The sequence below is a fragment of the Nitrosococcus wardiae genome, assembly GCF_004421105.1.
Lineage (GTDB): Bacteria > Pseudomonadota > Gammaproteobacteria > Nitrosococcales > Nitrosococcaceae > Nitrosococcus > Nitrosococcus wardiae.
This window is the reverse complement of sequence record NZ_CP038033.1, coordinates 1531870-1551908: the sequence shown is the minus strand read 5'-3', so window position 1 is coordinate 1551908 and position 20039 is coordinate 1531870. Positions and strand designations below refer to the sequence as shown.

The window sequence follows — 20039 nt, the reverse complement described above, 5'->3', positions numbered from 1 at the left end:
TTTCTTTTCTATCCATTATTATGGTTCCAGTGGCTTAAATCACGATTTATAAACCTTGAAAGCTGGTTGTTCTCTTCTAAAAATATCTCAGAAATCTGCTGATACATCTGATTACTCAAGCTCATTTTATGTTGGTTCGTTTGGTTAACCTCAAGCAACTTTTTACGTAGTTTATGGCGTAATTTTTTAGGAATACATAATCGTATAATTTTTTTTTCAAGGCCGTTTCCTTGTATGCGATGCAGTAAAGTCATACTACGTGGTATTGTCGCTTTATGGAATTCTTCATTTATATTTTGAGGTAAAAAATTCTGAGAAACTCCCAGAAAATTAAAAGTTGTTTTTAAACAGTCTAAAGTACTTTCTCTGAGATCTTCAGTCAATAAAAATAGCATTTGTGATTTATCAATATGCATAAGGAATTTTTCAACCTGGCGTAAATAGAATCCGCGGCTTATATAACTATAATGTATGTTAGGCATAATTCCTTGGGAAATGCGACTTGCCTCTACCGATATAGCTTCTTCAAACGTGAGCGGCTCCAATCCACGCCTATAAGTCATTAAATAGTGAGAAAATGCTCGTTCAACAGGATTTCGAAATATAAAAATAAATTTCAAATTACTAGGGTCAAAATGTTCTATTATGCGCTCCAGAGCTTGTTCAATATACATATACTCTGGATCGATTTCTCCTACAGCTAGCTCCTGATTCCAATCAGAGAAATATTCTTTTTCATAGTAACCAACCCCTTTATTAAAAAGCCTTTCATGCACAAAAAATTTACTCTCTTTTTGGAATGGCAAGTAAATTTCTGGATGTTCATGAAGGTAATGATGCAGAGATGTAGTGCCTGATTTTTGTGCTCCAACAACAAAAAAATTTGGTAACATTTATTTCAAGTCTCTTACAGTAGTGATGGAAAAATACCCTTGGCACTGACAAGATATTATTTGTGGGAAAGGAGAATACCTCACCTTACATATTACATAAAAATTAGGATGGTGACCTCAGAGTTCCTGCTTTTTATCCTTCTTCCAATCGAATTCCATAAAGGATAACTTATCAAAATACAAATTTTACCGTTCGCTTTGCGGGACTACTGTTAATTAATAATTTCATAAACTGTATATTCTTTAAGTTCTTTAGCATGGGTAAAAATTATAATTTCTCCAATAAGCCCAATTGCCATTACCTGTATACTAAAAACAATTAACAAAGAAGAAAGTAGTAATGCTGGACGATTCGCAAGACCCACTCCTAGAAAAATGCGCTCTCCAACAATATAAAGGGTAGCAATTGATCCTATAAAAAATAACCCAATTCCTAAAAGACCAAAAAACCGTAGAGGTTTTTTTGTAAATTTAATTAAAAATAAAATAGTAAGTATATCTAGCAACGTGCGTAGATACGCGCTAGTGGGATAAGTTCGTCGGGAGATGTCCCTATCTGACTGTGCTACATTTAATTCTACTACCTTGAATCCATATCTATCGGCTATGATAGGAAAAAAACGATATAAATCCCCATATACATTGACTTCATTAATGATATCTCTCTTAAAAGCTCTGACATTACATCCCGCATCATGAAGCTGCAAATCAGACACTCTCTTTAAAAGCAGATTGAATATCTTAGAGCGAAGGCGATTAAACCCAGAATCTTTCCGTGGCCACCTTCTTCCTACCACCATGTCATGGCTATCTAGCGCCTTTATTAAACGAGGTATCTCATTAGCCTGAACTTGTTGGTATGCAGGTAAAGTCAGGATTATATCTCCCGAGGAATTATCAAATCCGATATTTAAAGCAGTAGTTTCACTAAATGTTTTAGCAAGCTTAATTATTTTAATTTTCTCGCCTTTTTTATTTAGCTTTTTCAAATTTTCTAATACTTCATCAAAATGGCTATCTACTATATAAATAATCTCAAAGGCCATATTAGTAGACTTTATATTTTGTTTGTAGTCGTGGTAGATTTCTTCAATATTATCATACCGTTCTATTACAGGAATTATTACCGATAACTCAATACGACTACTCACTATCTTTTCTCCACCTCATTATTTCGTGATATTTCATTATCGATCTTTAAACTAGCAAAATTTTCTATTTTTAGGTTACCTGTTCTATATACTAACTCCGCAAGAACACCCCAAAACAAAAGCACAATAGCAAGGCTGCCATACAAAATAGTCAAGCCCCAGAAAACAATGCTCTCTTGACCAGATTGTAAGATATAAAATATTCCTGAAATAAAAGAAAAGAAGCTAACCAATGCTGCAACTGCAGCTATTAAGGCAAAAGGCACTAATGGGCGAGGAAAAAAAGAAATTATTGTTTTAATAGTAATTAAATCGATTAATACTTTATATATTCGTGACAGTCCATATTTAGAAATTCCATATTGTCGCGCATAGTGATTTACTTTAATTTCGGCAATGTTTGTTCCAGCTAATGAGGTCATAGCTGGTATAAACCGATGCATTTCCGAATAAAGAGGAATTTTTTTTATTATATTTTCTCGATAAGCTTTAAGTGAACAACCGTTATCTTTAATGGGAACTCCTGTAATCTTTCCTATAAGCCAATTCGCAATCTTGGAAGGTATTTTCCTTGTTAACAATTTGTCTTGTCTTTTGTAGCGCCAACCTACAACAATGTCATACCCTTCCCGGATCTTTTCTATAAATTTGGGAATATCTTCTGGATCATTTTGTAAATCACCATCCATAGTAATCAGTATTGTACCCTTGGCATGCTCAATCCCCGCAACCATGGCAGGTGTCTGACCATAATTCCGGCGGAATTTAATTACTCTCAAACGCCGATCCTTTTTTGCGAGATCTTTTGCTAAAGAGTAAGTTTTATCACGGCTACCATCGTCAATGAATAATATTTCATAATTTAAATTAAGAGGGTTTAAAGTGTGAACAAGTGCTTCATATAGAGGTATTACGCTATCCTCTTCGTTATAGAGTGGCACTATAATAGAAAGATCCATAGGGTAGCTCTCCAACAGAAAAGCTCTTATAAGAAAAAACCTCTATTCAGTCTCAATTCACATGTTTCAAAAGTATGCCAGTAGCTAGTTTTTAGCTTTTAGGGTATGGAAGAGATCTTTTTCGAGGAGTTCACCAAATATATTTCATATCCTCTAACTGCATAGTCAATTCTTTGTTCATATTTACGCCATACTAATAAAGCATTATGCATTAGCCAGGATTCAAGTTCTTTAGCATAGGGAGCACGAAAGCTTTCCAGAATAATCCACATACGCTCTGCCTTATCTGTATATAGTTGAAGCTCTTCTTTCCATGCTACTTTGCTAACACGCGGGCTGCCAGGCCTAGGCACCATATAAAATTTGCCTCCCGCATAATGTGTAAATTCCCAGGGAAAAGCCAAGACTATGTCATTAGGGCGATAGGCTTTCTCCACAAATTCAACTGCCTCCCGGATATCGAGGCTTTTTCTACCTGTATAGTGAGAAATTGTTTCAGGGAGTAAAAGAATAATTAGCAGAATGGCAAATGCATAAGACGCTACTCCGTAATTTGATAGAGCTTGCATTGCTTGCTCACACAAGTAGGCAGCAAGTATTAACAATAGAGGAAAAGCATAAAACATATAAACAGATCGAGAGTTCAAGAAAATTGCGCAGACAACCACAAAGATGATAGGCATGCCAATGCCTATCATAAAAAATAGCCCTTTAAATATGTCCTTTCGCAATAGGAGAAGCATACCAAAGAATGCACTGACAGCAATGGGTAGCTGTATATGCCTCGTAATGTTCAGGATCATTTCTCCTGCTCCATCACCCCAGGTTACACCACCTGCATGTTCCATACGCCTTACTGCAATCTGCCATAGAAATGACAACGAAATCAATCCGGCTAGCGAACAAATTGCTATATGAGTGGCCGCAATTCGTCTTGAATAGCCAGCCTTTATTCCCTTTCTGGAAAACAGAATAATAAGAGAGAAGAGCGCACATGAGGCAGGCACCATAACCGAGGTCAGATGAAATAAAATAGCGGCTATATTAGCTAGTATTGCCCATACTAGATATCGTAGACTATCTGATCGTATCGCCTGATAGTAAAAATAATAAGAGAGGGAGCCAAATAAAAAGACGCCTGTATAGAAACGGCTAAATTGTGAGTACCACAAATGCCAACTGCTAAAAATGATGAACAATGCCCCGATCAGGGCCACATTACGGCCAAGTACATTCCGCCAGGTTAGATAGAAAATAGGAACACTCAACACCCCAAGCAACATAGCAGGTAAGCGGGCCGACCACTCGCTAATACCAAATAGATTAAAGCTACCTACCACCAAGGTATAATAGGCTGGGTTGATTAATGAAGTATACCGCTCATTTGCTGCGTGCACCGTAGAATACTCATCATGGACGAGAGGCCACTCTGATAGACCATAGCTTCTAGTAACCAATGCAAAAAATGTTAGGGCTAGAAGAGCTATCCAATCAAAGTGCCTTATCCTGGCATCTTCCAATGTACTCCACATGATGTAACCTCATGTTGTATCTAATATAATAAAAAGCAAACGTAGCCAAAATAGGCCGGCAATAAAAACGGGAGTTATTTATAGAAAAACATCAACTAGACAAACAAGCCTCTTGATAAATTTTTTCTACATGCCTAATAAAACGACACCAGTTAAACGCATCAGCTGCATAAACACGCGCGGCTCTTCCTATCCGAATTGCGAGATTATCATCCAATAATACACGTGTAATGCCAGACGTGAACCCTTCTATAGTGGGCTCAACTAATACAGCTCTCGTATCATCTAAAATTGTACGGTGAGCAGCAATATCACTAGCCACAATCGGTTTACCTGATGCCATGTATTCCATAATTTTTAAGGGTGTATTGCTTCCATAAAGCCTAGGAGAAACCAATACATCAGCAAGTGCTAATAAACAATTTACCTCTTCCCTTGGCAATCTGGGAATAACTCGGATCTGTGGACTTAGATCTTTTCTGGTGTACTGTCTAAAAGACCACTGTTCTTCTTTGGTTATGCCAATCAGGAAGACAACAAGCTGAGGAAATTTTGATGTAACTCGCTGAGCGGCTTCGATAAGGTTATTGACACCTTGATACTTTGCAAATGATCCAATATACATAACCACGCGGTTGCCATCGGATAGCTGTAACTTGCGCCGCATTTCTTTTATATATTTTGGATCCGGTGTTTTTGAGGATATAGGAAAAAACCATTCTGTAGTTCGTGCGCTAGGACATGATTGCTTTATATAAGTAGCTAAACCAGCACTACATGCTATGTAATCTACATAAGCAAAAAGCTGTTTTTCTAAATATTTAAGTATTTTTTGGCAAAGTTTATTACTAAAAAAAAATGAATGGGACAATTGCTCAGGCAATGAAGATGCCATATCGTAAATAACAAACACTTTTTTTTGATTTGCAAGTAGAGCAACTGGAAAAGCCAGTTCTTCCAATACGTGGACACACAAATAATAATTGCTACGAAACTGTTTATAGAATAAAACAGTAAGCATTACATCAAAAAATAATTTTTTAAACGAGAAACCAATTGGTATAGATTGAAATCGAAATGGATTCGGAGTTCTTAAAATCCTAACAGAAGGAAGTTCAATTTCTTCTCCGATTGGATATGTAATTACATCTACTTTATAACCCAACTGGCCGAGCGCAACTAGAATATGGCGCACAGCTATCGGCGTTCCCCTTGTCTCATAGAATGGTTGAGGTGAAACGAGAAGCACTCGCTTATGTTGAGTTAAAGGAGTTGCATGATTAGTTTTTTGAATAGGGGATTTTTTCATGAATGATTTTTTTTTGTTCCCATTTCAATCTTGTTAACAACATACCTACTTGAGAAGCTTTTCCAAGTAAACTCTCTTGTAGAAAAAAGTGCAGCTGCATTCTATGAAAAAAACCACTTTTTTTTCCAATTTTTAGAGCGGCAACACGATATACTGTTTGTAGTACACCTTTTTCTATCCAGCTCTGCTGACGCAACTCTTTTAAAATAAGAGCTGGAAGTTTTATATCTAGAAAAGCTTTTGTAAGAGCAAGCCCAAAATAAAGTATCCGACTGAGCCTACATAAAGCAGCTTCATGTAAAACATAGAACCAATTAAATTGCTGATGGGAAACACTAAGTAAGGCCGCAATATCGCATAGCTTGTTTAACGTTAAGCGATCTTCCCAAGCATCCTTGGATACTTGAACACATAAAACCATGAGGTTATGCTCAGGACAAAAAGTAACAATGTCTTCATCAGCTATTCGCACTCGGTGAGCATGCTCCCATAGACAATCAAAGAAAAGTGAAACGGGAAAAGTCCAAGGTGATAAGCTATAATGTAGATCTAATTCTTTTTTATCCTCTTTAGTAAACGTGATTTCCCAACTATATCGACTTGTAATTCGATAACCTTTAGCAGCAATAATATCCACTGATTTTTTAATGTCGCGTTTATCTATAAGGAGATCAAGATCTCCAAATTCGCGAAGGGAAAGATTACCGTAGCTACTAATAGCCAATAGTGGCCCTTTATAGGAGATAACTCGTATACTTTGTTTTTTGAATTCTTTATGTAGAAGAAGTAAATCGTGAGTACATTGAAGATTATGGTAAGCGATTGCCCTGCGTCGTTCTGCTAAAGCCTTCAAGATATTGATTGGGATTACAGACTGAGGTTGACTAGCTATCACTTCATGCACCAATGGTGTTAAGGCATGAACTTGAGCGTAATACAATAGCTTATCCCAATTTAGGCTTGGTAAAAAAATGTCGGTGAGACGGTATGAGAAAGCCTTCTGAAATTTTATTTTTGCGCACCAAAGAACAGCCTGTAGTTCAGGACAGAGATATTGCGAATGGATGTCTGGCACGCTTAATTTAGGTATGGTTAAATGAGTAGTATTTTACTAATAATATAGTCATTATTGGAAAGCTTGATCTACTTCTAGAAGGCCTTGATCCCATAGGCTTATGATCATCTGCATGACGTCATCTTCCGGTTGCCCCAAGCACCTGATGATTTCGGCAATACTCCGCTGACCATTACAAGCATTCCAGATTTCAGTAGCTGTTTTATTAAGTAAAAAACACCTTTCACTCCTAAGACAGTACACCAGCGTCTCATCTAATATTCTGCATTCTAAAGTGCACTTATTTCTTTGTGGTATTCTCCAAGCAAGCACTACAATTACCCGTTCTAGTTTAAAGCTTTGAGCTTAAAAGTATACACGGCGACAAGTAATGCAAATAAATCTAAAGAAGTTTAAAACACATTATGTATCACGGAGTTGCGTGCTTAGCTCAGCATAATTAAGATAGCCACAAATATAACTTAATAATAACTGGGTCCATATCCCATTACTTTCTCCTTAGATTTATTAAGTACGGTTCCAAGTAGATTTGTATCTTTGAGTAATTCAGCTGAGCGGGCAAGCTCTTCATGAGTTACAGCTCCATCCTCAATAACCAGCAAAATTGAATCTAAAAGAGGAGAAAAAGCTATAACGTCATCAGTGGAAAGTAATGGTGGTAAGTCAAACACAACAATTCTTGAAGAATAGCGGGTTTTAGCTTCCTCTACTAAAGTTGCCATCTTTGGAGAACGTAAATACCCTGAGGAATTTTGGAGTGGCTTTCTCACCGGTAAAATAACTAAATTTCCAACTGCCACATGGATGAGGGTATCTTTGACTGGGGTATTATCTACCAAGTAATCGTTCAATCCCTTCTCTGGTGCATAACCAAAGTATTTATGAATAGCCGGCCGTTGTAGATCAGCATCGACAAGCAATACTGTGTGATTACCCTCCATCGCCAAGCTAATACTTAGATTAATCGCTGTACGCGTTTTCCCTTCTCCAGCTATAGAACTAGTCACACCAAAAATATTCCAACCATTTTTTTGCAGACGCCGCAAAACTGTAGTACGCAGCATCTTATAGCTATTAACTTGCTCGGTATCGCACAGTCCAGTAATAATTCGATGCTCATGAAGATGCTGCTCTGAAACAGTTTCTGTTCGGATCTGATCGTAGTTAACTTCTATCGGCTTAATAGCAGTTACTTTTGCTTTATGTGAATCTATATTCCTTTCTTGTTGGGCTTGTTGAACAGCCTTGGTAATATAATCAAGAGACATAATAATGCTCCTCTTAATATCCTAATCTTTTTTACCTACAATTACCTACCTATAGCGCACAAAATAGATAAAAGCAAACGCCAGACCTATCCCAACTAAAGCTATAAGCAAATAGTAAATTCTAACCTTCCTCTGCCGGCGGCGATCTTGGCTATTCTCGGCATAGGGAATGATTCCTAAAGGAGGTGAAGAAAAAATTGTTTTTACTCCTTTAATACCACGCACTTTTTGATCTAGATACTCAGTAAGGGCAACAACTCCAACTCCGCTAGAAAACGAAATCACCATTCCCAAAAAAAGAATTGCCGGGCGATTTGGACTAGAAGGCTCTTCTGCAAGTTGAGGTGGTGCAATCAAAACAAAGTGCTCTCCTTTACCTTCTTCTTCCATTTGGGTAGCTATTTGTGCATTCAGTTGCTTATCCTTAATTTCGTGGTATTTTTTTACTGCATTTTCATAATTCCTCTTCAACTCCAGTGTTGTTTGCTCAACTTGCGGCATTTGTTGAATACGACGTTCTAGTTCATTTAACTTCTCTTGAATTCTTGCACGTTTATTTTTTTCAGATGCTAGCTGGATATCCACCGCATCAAGTTGAGCCTTAAAGGAAATATATGAAGGGTTATCTGATTTTATTTGGCTCGTTTGCTCTGCCCCTTCTGGTATTTCTTTTAAAGCAGCTTCAAGTGTAGCTACTTCATTTTTTAATCTAGTAACGTCTGGGTGTTGCTCAGAATATCTGGTACGTGCTTTTGCCAGCTCATCCCGGGTAAATACTAATTTTTCTACAAGTTTACTTTCTCCTTTCTCATCACCGATTTCATCTTTTAGTATTGCTATCTCTTGTTCTAGCCGAGCTATATCAGGATGATTTGGGCTATACTTTGCCGACGCACTCAATAACTCCATTTGTAATCTCTTTAACTGAACAACAGGGCTCTCTTCACTATATGGTTGTGTTTGTGACAACTGAGAGGCTAATGCAATCCTCTGTTCTTTCAATTCTCGAATTGTCTTTTCTATCTCCTCGTATTGATCCTCTGTTCGTTCAAGTAGGCTCATGTTTAAAGCCATCATTTCTGGTAATCGTGCTACATTTTTTTCCTTAAACCTTGCATATTCAGCTTCTAACTTTGAAATCAAACTACTTAATCTTTGTGCTTCCTCTGCGAAGAACTTAGCGGATGAGTTTGCTTGTTCAATACGGAACTTTTTGTTGAGATTCAAATAGAGCTCAACTAATTCCTTAGCAATTATTTGCGCGCTCTTAGGAGAACTACTGCTAACAAAAATATCAAAAGCAATAGTAACTGTACGGGATCTTCCCGTTCTTGGATCGGTTACCTCTGCATACACAGGCTCAACCCGGGTATTATTTTTAATCCTTTTTACTACCTCTATTTCTTCATTGTAGCTACTATTTTCACTTAATAAACTGGCTTTCCGTGCTAATGCCTTCAATTGCTCAAAAGACATGATGTGCTGCTTGAGAGTAGCAATGCGCTCCGCTGCATAAGTTTGGACCGTGGACGATAAAAGTTCCTCCGGAATTTCCTGTTGTTCGACAAGTATTCTTGCTTTTGATTGATAAAGCGGCGGTAAGCCAAATGCGATCCCTATACTAATAAAAAAGATAACAGCACCTGGTATCAAAAATTGCATCTTGCGCCGGCGCAAGATCACAATAACATCATTTAATTTGAAAGCGCTTTGGTTCATGTTTGGTCTTTACAAAGGAGTGATAACGCAATACTTCCAATAGCTGGTTCCAAGACATGGATTTGAGAGCATCGCAATTAGCATCACGACGGCAGAAAATTGCGCAAGATGACACCCGGATTGCAGTTCGTCTCCATGGCGCTCGAGCAGCTGTCCGGTCGCGCCAGCCTACGCGGCGTGGTCAGCAACCTATCGGCTCAAGTCACTAAACTCTAGGATGGTCTATTAAAGTGAATTTTTTATCTTTCTATCAACGGCGTATAGGTAATAGCAACAAATACGGCGTTACTACTAGCAGATTCCGAAGGGCTTTCATTTTCTCTTCTGCGATAATGATATCCGGCCTCCACAGCCCACCACCGCGTCCAATTCCAAAGCAACCGTGGCTCCACGTCAAAATAGCGTCGTTCACCCTGAGAAAAATCATCTTCGACGGGTTCCGTGCGGAAAGCATCACCTCTGAGAACAAAGCTGAGTCGGGGCATGACTTCTTGTGTATATTGGATACGGATTCGGTCAGTTTGGTTTGACCGGCCATTCCCGCTAGGGGTAACTGTTCGACTAATGGTTCCCCTCAAAGATCCTACCTCTGTAAGGTATTGGATAGTAAGTTCACCCACAAATCCGTTTGAAGTTTCCTCCTCATCATTGCTACTAGCTGAGGTGATACGATAGCCAGCTCTCGCTTCACCCTGAAGAGTCTCCGAGAACAGATGATTCCAACCTACTAAGGCTTCTAGGTTATCAGTCTCACTCTCATCTTCTGATGTTCTTCGCGTGGCATTTACATTCAAGCTCAGCGTGCTTATTGGAGTAAGCTCATAAAATCCCTTACCTGATAGAAGATGCTGCTGAGTATTAATAAGATTAATCTCTTCACTTTCTGCGTATGATAGATCTGTAAAGCCATATTCTAATTGCAGTGAAGTCCGTTCTGTCAGTGCATACCGCCACGAAGGATTTATCTGGACTCGATTACGCCTTGTGCTAACATCTACAAGTCCAATATCTATATCCTCAATCGGCTCAAGAAAATCTTCATCTATTTCGATAAATACTCTTCTCAAGAGAGTATCGCGCACATAGCTGCCATTTAATTGAAAAAAAGCTCTTTCAGTAAAATAAAGATGTGAGCGCAATCTTATCCGTTCTGAGTCTCTATCAGGAATATCAACACCATTATAAATGTCATAATTTAATGTAGCGCCAAGGTTAACTTCCCATCGCTCCTCGCGCCGACCAATGAGTAGCCCTGGGCTGATAGTAGTAATGAAACCAGCATCTTTTTGTTCAAACGATAATCTCGGATTGTCGTTAAACTCCTCATTTAGTGAAAAGGTCGGATCCAACCTCCAGCCAAAATATGTCCACTCCATCCCGCATACCACTTCAGGAAAAAAGAGGATTAATACCCATAGTAGAACCACATTAGTGTCTACCTGCCAAAAAAATCTCATGAATACCTTTTTATATATAGACCGCCTTTATGGCACAACAACCACATCGCCACTTCTTAATATAATGTTCTGATCTAAGTCCTCGCCGTCTTCCACCTCTCCATACTCAAAAGGCAATGCTTTTTGCTGGCCATTTTCACGCCGTAATATTTTTATTCCATTTTTAGAAGCATAAGGATTTAGCCCGCCAGCCAATGTCAATGCTTGCAGAACATCTATATACCGGCCAATGGTAAATTCACCTGGATTGTTTACCTTACCTAGCACGTAAATCTTGTAACCCGAGACCATCTTTACCGAAACAGTGGCTACCGGCTCGGGGATGTACTTCTTGAGGCGTTCAGTAATATCCCGTTGGACTTCCTCCGTAGTCCGTCCCGCAACGTGTATATTACCTATTAGGGGAAATGAAATTTTTCCATCAGGTCGTACTACGACTTCACGATCGAGTTCTTCTTCTTTCCAGACTGAGATATGGAGGACATCTTCTGGACCAATGAGGTATTTCTCGCTCATACTGTGCCCGAGCCTAGCGGCAAATGCGCTACTCGACAGGCCCAAGAAAATCATTAGGATAACTAAATGGGGAGCTTGTACTTTTCTTAGTAAGGTCAATAGTAACTTAGCGATTGGTTGCATCCTCATAATTTTTATTTTGCTCTATATAAATTCAGTGTTTTTATCTAACCCCCATAACCCCTCAAAGGCTACTTTTAGCTAGCGGCCTAGGAATTGCCATGCGGCACCATGGCAAGTAAACATATTATGAATTCAGATACATAAACCACTTCAGTTATATGAAAAAAATCCCCACACTGTCCGTATAACGGTATCTAGTCTTACTCCACTGATAGACCCAACAGGAAACAGTATTAAAATATTATGGAAATAAAATAGCTGTAACTATAGAATACTCTATTAATAAAGGCTTATTAGACACACTTTAAATACATCTATATATATTTATGTCCAAAACCCACGCTACCGCTTTACCTTGCACGACAAGCACAAAGCTTCAATCTGTCTTAAAAATCTCTGTTTACTGCTACCTGTGCCGGGGCACCGAAATTCGCTAGTCCCCATGCGAAAAGAAATAGCTATATCTTGTAACGTAAAGATTAATTCTTCTCGATAATAGCCAACAAGGCTTATTCAAACTTTACTAAATACATATAACTAATCTAAAGATAGCCTCATCATTTCGTATATTAGTAAATTTAGAGGGACAATCAATAAAAGTCATTATTTTTATTAGATTCATGTAGTGATTGTGACTACCACCTACTTCGCAGAGGCTGACAATAAATTGTTTTGGGGCGGGTATTGAAATGTAATATACCTCCTACGAGCCTCCCCTAAACGCCTTATAAAAAATATAGACGGCAAATATCTTGATTTCACCATTAAATATTTAAAATGGACTTAGGCAGGGAAACCTCGAGCTTTAACCCGGGGAGGCCATGATTAGTGAATAATCTAAAGTATTTAGGAGTTACCCAGTTGGAAGCAATACTTCGGACAGTTTTGGGCGAGCTTGCTACCAACAATCAGAGACTTACCGAATTAAATGTAACTTAAGGAGAGTCCTAACTTGCATTTTATTCGTCTGGGAATGGCAACTCATTGATCATTCTGAGTAAAAACTGTCCGAACCCTTGTTAGGAGAAGAGTTCAAATATTTCAGTCACTTGCAAATTCAACCTATTCTGTAGGTTTCTAAATAATCAATAAGTTACAATTTAACTGCGTAACTCCTAGTATCCATGGCAAAGAGAAAGAATTGGTTATCGCTACTTCCCGGATTTAGACCTGTTGCCGTTGGTGCTAGACGGTAGAGATAGCTTTACTGGAAGGGTTCAAAAGCCATTAACTGGAGCTTCCAAACAACAAACGCAAGCGGTTCATGGCAGAGTGTAACCCCTCCACCTATGACCCCGTCTTCTGGCGATTAGCCGGAAGTTGACTGATTACTCGGCTTTTTTGTCAGCCAAGGGATGAAGACTTTTTAAGGGTAAGGTTAACCCTGAGTAGGTCAATGAACTACTGAATAAGGAAGCTGAGTGGTGAATAATTCGCCTAGTGGGAATAACGTCGCGCCAATAGCCAAATAAGCTCGGTAAATGCCGTCTGGTTAAAATGGGGGCGGCCGCTAATCACTAGCATAAAGCGTTGTTTTTTCATGTAGAGGGGCCAAAATCCTATCTGGCTAGTACCTGCAGCGCCGACTAACCCCCACCCTCCTGATCGTAGCTTCAAATTGCCTTGCAATAACCCCCTATGCCGCTGATGTAAGGCGCTTAGATCAGCACTGAGGGCCGATAACTCTTCTGCACTCTCATGGGTATAACCATGAGCCGCGAGATAAAATCCCTGATCATCAGAGAGTAGGGCCTTCCCCGTGCCCGATAATTTGGCCAGCAAATTGGGCAAGGCGTTTTCTAGAGATCCCCCTGGGGCTTCACGGGAAAGCGGTATTCCTTGCAACCAAGCCAAGGACTGCATCCGGAAAATTAGCTCTAAAGTCACTTTCTCCTCTTCCCCCCAGGCTTGTACCTGCTCGGCAGTCAATCGGGGCGTGTGATCTTCTTGAAATAATCGAAATAATAGCTCCCGCGCAGGCTCTACCATGGGGCTTGAGCCGGCATAATAGGCGCCCCCTGGCATGGGTAACACATATTGGTTGGGAACAATTTGATAGTTAACCATTTGCACCGACTAACTCTGGGTCCAGAGAATAAAGCAATGCCTGTACCAGCAAAGATATATCCCTGCGGTTACGGGCATCCACTTCAAAAATAGGGGGTTTTTTAGCAAAACCCTCCAGTTCCTGATAATAATCAGTGATTTTTGGTTGAGGATCCACGTCCATCCGTGATATCCCGATCACCACGCCCGTACGAACAATGAATTCCCGAAAAGCATCAAGAAAAAAATGCATATCCTGGAAAGGGTTAGCGCGGCTGTTATCTATCAACAACACCAGACCAATGCCCCCCTCGGTCAAAATATCCCACATAAAGTCGAACCGCTCCTGACCCGGGGTCCCATAGAGGTGTATCCGCTCCGTTGCCGATAAATTCATCAGTCCGTAGTCCATTGCGACCGTGGTCTTGGGCTTTTTCTGCTGCGTCATATCGCTCGCCACCTCGTCGGTACTGACCAGAGGGATATCGCTAAGCACACTGATTGCTGTTGTTTTGCCAGCCCCCACCGGACCAGTAAAAATAAGCTTATGATTGGCCATCATATTTTTTAGAATTCTTGGATTTTTATTCTGGAATCATCATCGAGACTGGCTAACCCTGCGCAATCGACTCAAAATCCTCCCCAGGATACCTTTCTGTCGAGGCCTGAGATTCGATGAAGTGCTTTTCCGGATTGGAGTCTGCTTTAGCTCTACTAGCCCCACGCTATACGCAGCACTAAAGAAAGCAAAGACGTAGCGCTGGGGTATTTGCAAGGTAGTCACAGTCTCTAATAGGGAATGAGGTTGCGCTGTCCAGAGTGCGGCAATACGCATTGCATGGGGTGTCAGCAATAGCCGGGTGACATTAGGCCAATGTTTGAGGTGTACAGGAGAATCTAAAGGTATACCCACCGGGATCCGCCCTCGCGAAGTCCATAAAGCCACCTTCCATAATAAAGGTTGCAAAAGTTGCCAGGGGGCCGAACCAGGAATTTGGACGCACTGTTTCTCCACCTCTTGTGGATTAAGGATGTTGATCTCAACATTAGCTTCAACTAAGGGCACAACACATAACGGTCGGAGCTGCTTATCACTTAGCCTAAGCATGGCCTGGCTCGCTTCAGGTAAGAGAGTGATCTCGCCCCAACCACTTTTGATACAAACTCCATTTGCAGCTTGGGTCTTAGCCAGGGCTCTTTGGAGATGCCCCTGGAGATAACGACCAGGATCATAATAGATTTTCTCTAATTGGATTGGATCGGTAACATCACGATTAGGGGCATCACCACAGTATTCATGGGCCGTGCGTTTTTCCATCGCCTCAGCAGCACCTAAAGTAAAACGCTGAGGCGCCGCGCTGTCTGGTAGGACGGAAGAGGTCTCTTGCAAAGGCTTTGAGGCACCGGCCCCATGGGGTAGATCTGCCGGTTGCTGTGGGGGTGACATCGGCACTTCCCCCCTATGCCGACAACTTGCCCTGAGTTTTTCCAGGGTTGCTAATAAAGCATCTAACTTAACCGGTTTGGGGATAACCAAGGCATCCCCAAAAGCATGAGTACGCATAGACATGATAAGCGTTGGGCGCCTAGGAAATCGAGACTGATAATCTTTCCATAGCTTCTCCCAGCCAGGCCCATCCAGGTCAAGAATGCCTGCTTCAGCAGTCACCTCGTCTACGAGGACATAGCTTCCCTTGCCAGGCCCTGCAAATGCCATTTCTAGCAGCTTCCTTGCATGTTGGCCCATGCCAAAAGTAGCTACACGCAAAGGGGGGATGCTTGAGTTTGCCATATATACTTAAAATTATTTTTTAAGTGTCTTGTTTAACTGCTCCGCCAACGCTTCCCACTGGGGTGGTAGCGGGAAACCTTGCTCTTCAAGACACTTAGTCATCTTGCTCAGTGCCTGTTGATCGCGACCATGTTTGTAAATAGATAATAACTCCTCTGTCACTTCAATATCGGTAGGGTCACGTAGACACAATTGCTCCAATAAATCTTGGGCTTCCTGCACTTGCCCATAGGCCAAAAATTCTTTTGCTTCCACAAGAAGATCAGCTTTATTATTGCTGAGGACATTTTTTCGATGTACTAACTTTGTACTCCCTATCACCGCCTCAGTTAATATTGATTCCACGGATACCGGCATACTATCAAAACGACTTACCCCTTGTTCTAGCTTTTCCCGCAACATTTTATTTTGTTCCGCTGTTAGCATAGGGCTGGCCAGAAGCAACATGCGCTGTCGCAGCTGGCGACCCTTCTCACCCAAGGCAATATAGAGATCCAACAAGGCCCCATAAGACTGTGCCCCATCTCTACAAGAGATGCTTAGCAATAGGCGCCGTACATGGGTCTGTAAGTCATTAGGACGCCATGCTATCTCATAGGCCATCATTTCTATTAACTGCTTATTTTGGCTAAGCAAAATGAGGTTTTCAGAAGGCAAAAACTCGGTGTCGTTCTCTGCTAGGAATCCGCTAATAGACATAGGCAAGGGGATATTCCTACCTGCCTCAGTAATTAAACTCCTATTTATAGCTATCATAATAGATAGGATATCCGCAAAGCCAAATTTCGCACATGTTTAGTTAGCGGAAAGAGTTAACAAAACTTAAATGCTCAAACCTGAACTCGTTCACATATTCCTATTCCACTCATTTATAAATAGGGGAATTAGCACTCAGCACTAAAGGATAAGGGCTAACTGTCGATTAATGTCCTAGCAAATTTGGTATAAAAGCAAGGCAACATCACCTAAAGCCCAAACGATACGCCGAGCATTTCGATCTGCAGATAAATAACCTTATGGGTATAAAAATTATTTAATAGTTAACGGCTTATGATAATACAGCCTACGACTAAGCATGGGAGATATCCGCTGTGAGCGACGTGGAAAAGCTCGAATTCAATGGTCTTAAAGTGATGGTCATCGATGATAGTAAGACTATTCGGAAAACAGCGGAAACCTTACTTAAAAAAGTTGGCTGTGAGGTAGTCACAGCAGAAGACGGATTCGAAGCTCTTCCCAAAATCAACCAATACCATCCAGATATCATATTTATAGACATTATGATGCCGAGATTAGATGGGTACCAAACCTGTACCTTGATAAAAAACAATGCTGCATTCAAGAAAACTCCAGTGATTATGCTCTCCAGTAAAGATGGTTTGTTTGACCGGGCCCGTGGACGCATCGTTGGCTGTGATCAGTATCTAACAAAGCCCTTTACTCGTGAAGAACTCTTGGGTGCTATTTCAAGCCACTGCAATCATTAACGATATATTTTTCCATTAGCTACCGATATTAGCTAGAACTAAAAAATTAGTAGTAACTAAGATTTCCTAGATGCAGGAGCACCCGATGGCACATATCTTGGTGGTTGATGATTCTACGACAGAAACCTATGCATTCAAGATAATGCTAGAAGCAAAGGGTTTTACTGTTTCATTCGCTAATGATGGTTTAGAAGGCATTACCAAGGCTAAAGCATTAAAACCTGATTTGATCTTGATGGATGTCGTCATGCCGCAGGTTAACGGCTTCCAAGCCACAAGAAAGCTAACCCGTGATCCAGAAACGGCTAAAATACCCGTCATAATCATATCGGCAAAAAATCAGGAAACAGATCGGGTTTGGGGTCTACGGCAAGGAGCTAAAGACTACTTAGCAAAGCCTGTCAATAAAATAGAATTGTTTAACAAAATAAAAGCACTAATAAATATCTAGCGCGGCCAATGCATGGACACCAATCGGCTCTCAATTGATCCTTTCTCCATACTCCGCGACATCGAGGTTCATAACCGCCAACATGCTGTTAGCCTGCCGCAGAAAACCGCTGCCCGCCAAGTGTGGACAAACCTTGGCTTTTTACTTGGTAACCAAAAGCTAGCTACTCTACTTACCCAAGTATGTGAAGTTCTCCCTTGTCCATTAATAACCAGGGTTCCTGGCGCTAAACCTTGGATACTAGGAGTAGCAAATATTCGCGGCTATATATTGCCCCTGATAGATCTACACGCCTATATCTACGGCACCCCATCAAGACAGACCCCTCAAAGCCGTATCTTGGTTGTCACCAAGCAAAAGCTACTCACGGGTTTACTAGTAGAGGAAGTTTTCGGGCTCAAATATTTTTTAGATGAAGAATGGGTTGGGCAGCACCTTACACCTAGTGATCCCCTCCATCAATATATTCAAAGAGGGTTTGTACAGAACAATGAAATCTGGCTGGAATTTGATTTCCACCTGTTGATGGAACAAGAAGGTTTTTTCCAAGCAACTGTATAGAATAGATACCCCTGAGCATCCAACAAAATAGTAAATACTGCTAGCAGAATTAGGCTGGCCTCACCGCCCTGGAGATAAAGTGAATGAATACTCCTAATCAGAATTTATTTGCCATACTAACTGCAAGAAGGTATTTATTGCTACTCATTACCGCCTCAGTATTAGCTCTTACTACAGTTGGTATTATTAGCTATACCACATGGCAAATAAACAAGCTTAATACGAATATAGAGTTAAGTACCGAGCTACAAGTATTAATTCAACGATTCCCCACGCTTACCTTGCTAATGGCAGCAAATAATAAAATAAAGCAAGAAAGGATAAGCGAAGCCATTTATGATTTTGATAGAAAACTAGAACAAATTTATAGCCGTGAATTGCGCCTACCTTTCATAGGGAACACCATAAAAAATTCACAAAAAGAGATCCAGCCTATTTGGGAACGACTAAGAAAAAATTTGACAGAGGTCCTGCAAACTCCAAGCAGATCAGCTATCTCCTCTTTACTCGAACAAAGTGATAACCTCTTACAGATAACAACGAATTTGGTCAAATCTTACCAGGAGGTACAGCATCAGCTACAAGCTATCCTGGTGGCTGGCTACGTTAGCGGCTTGGGAACACTGATTTTTTTATTAATTTTATTCACCCGTCCCGCAAAAATATTGCGTCAGAAAGTCGATGATTTAGAGATAAAAAACGCCCATAATCAAGATGCTATTTTAAAATTATTAGATGAAATGGGTGATTTAGCAGATGGTGATCTAACCGTCAGTGCGACAGTGACTGAAGATATTACTGGAGCAATCGCCGACTCTATTAATTACACTATTGATGCCTTACGTACCCTAGTCCAAGATATTAACGATACTGCCATCCAAGTATCAACATCGGCACAACAAACCCAAGCCACAGTCATGCATTTGGCTGATTCAAGCGAACACCAAGCCCAACAAATCACGACAGTAGGCGCCGCAATTAATGAGATGGCCGTTTCTATTGAACAGGTTTCAGATAATGCTTCTAAATCTGCGGAAGTAGCTAAACAATCTGTAGAGATTGCAAGTAAGGGTGCGGACACAGTAAAGAATGCCATCGAAGGGATGGACAACATTCGTGAGCAGATTCAGGAAACCTCTAAACGGATTAAGCGACTTGGTGAAAGTTCTCAACAAATTGGAGAAATTGTCGAACTCATCAACGATATTGCTGAACAAACTAATATCCTATCCCTTAACGCAGCCATCCAAGCCGCCATGGCTGGAGAAGCTGGCCGAGGCTTCGCCGTCGTAGCTGATGAAGTTCAACGGTTAGCAGAACGTTCTAGTAGTGCAACTAAACAGATTGATGCTCTTGTCAAAACTATTCAAAGTGATACCCATGAAGCCATTATCTCAATGGAAGAAAGTACTTCTGGGGTAGTTTCTGGCGCGAAGCTGTCTCAAGATGCAGGGGGTGCACTTGGCCAAATTGAGAGTGTCTCCCACCACTTGGCAGAGCTTATCCAAAATATCTCAGGCGCAGCAAAACAACAGGCATCAGCGGCAGCAGGAATTTCTGATACCATGAATGTTATTCAAGAAATTACTGACCAAAATTCCAAGGGAACCAACGAAACTGCCGCTGCTATTGGTCGCCTGTCTGAATATGCTAATGAAATGCGTGAGTCAGTGGCAGGTTTTAAACTTCCAGAATAGCCA

General features: G+C 40.6%; 20 protein-coding genes. 5 read left to right on the top strand and 15 right to left on the bottom strand.

The features are described 5' to 3' along the window. Nucleotides 1-8 precede the first annotated feature (8 nt). The 9 genes from E3U44_RS07590 to E3U44_RS07550 form a co-directional block, all read right to left on the bottom strand. The gene (locus tag E3U44_RS07590; RefSeq protein WP_134357588.1) at nucleotides 9-893 is read right to left on the bottom strand and encodes a sulfotransferase family protein; all 885 of its coding nucleotides are present in this window, start codon (nucleotides 891-893) and stop codon (nucleotides 9-11) included. A 212-nt stretch (nucleotides 894-1105) separates the two neighbouring features. Then, nucleotides 1106-2044, bottom strand: a complete 939-nt coding sequence (locus E3U44_RS07585) for a glycosyltransferase (protein ID WP_166805029.1) — start codon at nucleotides 2042-2044, stop codon at nucleotides 1106-1108. Continuing rightward, the gene (locus E3U44_RS07580) at nucleotides 2044-3003 is read right to left on the bottom strand and encodes a glycosyltransferase family 2 protein (protein WP_134357586.1); all 960 of its coding nucleotides are present in this window, start codon (nucleotides 3001-3003) and stop codon (nucleotides 2044-2046) included. Before E3U44_RS07580 ends, E3U44_RS07585 begins: the two co-directional genes overlap by 1 nt. Nucleotides 3004-3101: 98 nt before the next feature. Beyond that, complete coding sequence (locus E3U44_RS07575; protein WP_134357585.1) at nucleotides 3102-4535, bottom strand: glycosyltransferase family 39 protein; 1434 nt, start codon at nucleotides 4533-4535, stop codon at nucleotides 3102-3104. Between the two features lie 91 nt (nucleotides 4536-4626). Next, complete coding sequence (locus E3U44_RS07570; RefSeq protein WP_134357584.1) at nucleotides 4627-5844, bottom strand: glycosyltransferase family 4 protein; 1218 nt, start codon at nucleotides 5842-5844, stop codon at nucleotides 4627-4629. Then, nucleotides 5816-6919, bottom strand: a complete 1104-nt coding sequence (locus E3U44_RS07565; protein WP_276321966.1) for a nucleotidyltransferase domain-containing protein — start codon at nucleotides 6917-6919, stop codon at nucleotides 5816-5818. The genes E3U44_RS07570 and E3U44_RS07565 overlap by 29 nt, the downstream gene beginning before the upstream one ends. A gap of 51 nt (nucleotides 6920-6970) precedes the next feature. Further along, nucleotides 6971-7162 (bottom strand): PqqD family protein, encoded by a 192-nt coding sequence (locus tag E3U44_RS20580; RefSeq protein ID WP_166805027.1) that lies wholly within the window; start codon nucleotides 7160-7162, stop codon nucleotides 6971-6973. Between the two features lie 218 nt (nucleotides 7163-7380). Continuing rightward, on the bottom strand, nucleotides 7381-8187 hold the full coding sequence (locus tag E3U44_RS07555) for a CpsD/CapB family tyrosine-protein kinase (protein ID WP_134357582.1): 807 nt from the start codon (nucleotides 8185-8187) through the stop codon (nucleotides 7381-7383). 45 nt (nucleotides 8188-8232) lie between these two features. Continuing rightward, nucleotides 8233-9906 (bottom strand): GumC family protein, encoded by a 1674-nt coding sequence (locus tag E3U44_RS07550; protein WP_134357581.1) that lies wholly within the window; start codon nucleotides 9904-9906, stop codon nucleotides 8233-8235. 108 nt (nucleotides 9907-10014) lie between these two features. Here E3U44_RS07550 and E3U44_RS20575 point away from each other — a divergent pair, with 108 nt between their 5' ends. Then, nucleotides 10015-10122 carry a DUF4372 domain-containing protein gene (locus tag E3U44_RS20575; RefSeq protein WP_134357580.1) on the top strand — a complete coding sequence of 36 codons (108 nt, stop codon included), beginning with the start codon at nucleotides 10015-10017 and terminating at the stop codon, nucleotides 10120-10122. A gap of 23 nt (nucleotides 10123-10145) precedes the next feature. Here the strand turns inward: E3U44_RS20575 and E3U44_RS07540 are convergent, their stop codons facing one another. The 6 genes from E3U44_RS07540 to E3U44_RS07515 all read right to left on the bottom strand — a co-directional run bounded on the left by E3U44_RS07540 (nucleotide 10146) and on the right by E3U44_RS07515 (nucleotide 16539). After that, nucleotides 10146-11363: an outer membrane beta-barrel protein gene (locus E3U44_RS07540; RefSeq protein ID WP_134357579.1), complete on the bottom strand. Its 1218-nt coding sequence runs from the start codon at nucleotides 11361-11363 to the stop codon at nucleotides 10146-10148. 27 nt (nucleotides 11364-11390) lie between these two features. Continuing rightward, complete coding sequence (locus E3U44_RS07535; protein WP_240761769.1) at nucleotides 11391-11879, bottom strand: polysaccharide biosynthesis/export family protein; 489 nt, start codon at nucleotides 11877-11879, stop codon at nucleotides 11391-11393. Between the two features lie 1560 nt (nucleotides 11880-13439). Continuing rightward, nucleotides 13440-14069, bottom strand: a complete 630-nt coding sequence (locus E3U44_RS07530) for a hypothetical protein (protein WP_134357577.1) — start codon at nucleotides 14067-14069, stop codon at nucleotides 13440-13442. Further along, the gene (locus E3U44_RS07525) at nucleotides 14062-14610 is read right to left on the bottom strand and encodes a GTP-binding protein (RefSeq protein ID WP_240761768.1); all 549 of its coding nucleotides are present in this window, start codon (nucleotides 14608-14610) and stop codon (nucleotides 14062-14064) included. The genes E3U44_RS07530 and E3U44_RS07525 overlap by 8 nt, the downstream gene beginning before the upstream one ends. Nucleotides 14611-14646: 36 nt before the next feature. After that, on the bottom strand, nucleotides 14647-15765 hold the full coding sequence (locus E3U44_RS07520) for a hypothetical protein (RefSeq protein WP_240761767.1): 1119 nt from the start codon (nucleotides 15763-15765) through the stop codon (nucleotides 14647-14649). Nucleotides 15766-15852: 87 nt separating this feature from the next. Further along, on the bottom strand, nucleotides 15853-16539 hold the full coding sequence (locus E3U44_RS07515; RefSeq protein ID WP_166805026.1) for a hypothetical protein: 687 nt from the start codon (nucleotides 16537-16539) through the stop codon (nucleotides 15853-15855). Nucleotides 16540-16973: 434 nt separating this feature from the next. Here E3U44_RS07515 and E3U44_RS07510 point away from each other — a divergent pair, with 434 nt between their 5' ends. The 4 genes from E3U44_RS07510 to E3U44_RS07495 all read left to right on the top strand — a co-directional run bounded on the left by E3U44_RS07510 (nucleotide 16974) and on the right by E3U44_RS07495 (nucleotide 20036). Continuing rightward, nucleotides 16974-17327 (top strand): response regulator, encoded by a 354-nt coding sequence (locus tag E3U44_RS07510; RefSeq protein ID WP_134359708.1) that lies wholly within the window; start codon nucleotides 16974-16976, stop codon nucleotides 17325-17327. Nucleotides 17328-17412: 85 nt separating this feature from the next. After that, nucleotides 17413-17778, top strand: a complete 366-nt coding sequence (locus E3U44_RS07505; protein WP_134357573.1) for a response regulator transcription factor — start codon at nucleotides 17413-17415, stop codon at nucleotides 17776-17778. 12 nt (nucleotides 17779-17790) lie between these two features. Beyond that, a complete protein-coding gene (locus tag E3U44_RS07500; protein ID WP_134357571.1) occupies nucleotides 17791-18339 on the top strand; it encodes a chemotaxis protein CheW in 549 nt (182 codons plus the stop codon). A gap of 83 nt (nucleotides 18340-18422) precedes the next feature. Continuing rightward, nucleotides 18423-20036 carry a methyl-accepting chemotaxis protein gene (locus E3U44_RS07495; RefSeq protein ID WP_134357570.1) on the top strand — a complete coding sequence of 538 codons (1614 nt, stop codon included), beginning with the start codon at nucleotides 18423-18425 and terminating at the stop codon, nucleotides 20034-20036. The last annotated feature ends 3 nt before the right edge of the window (nucleotides 20037-20039 follow it).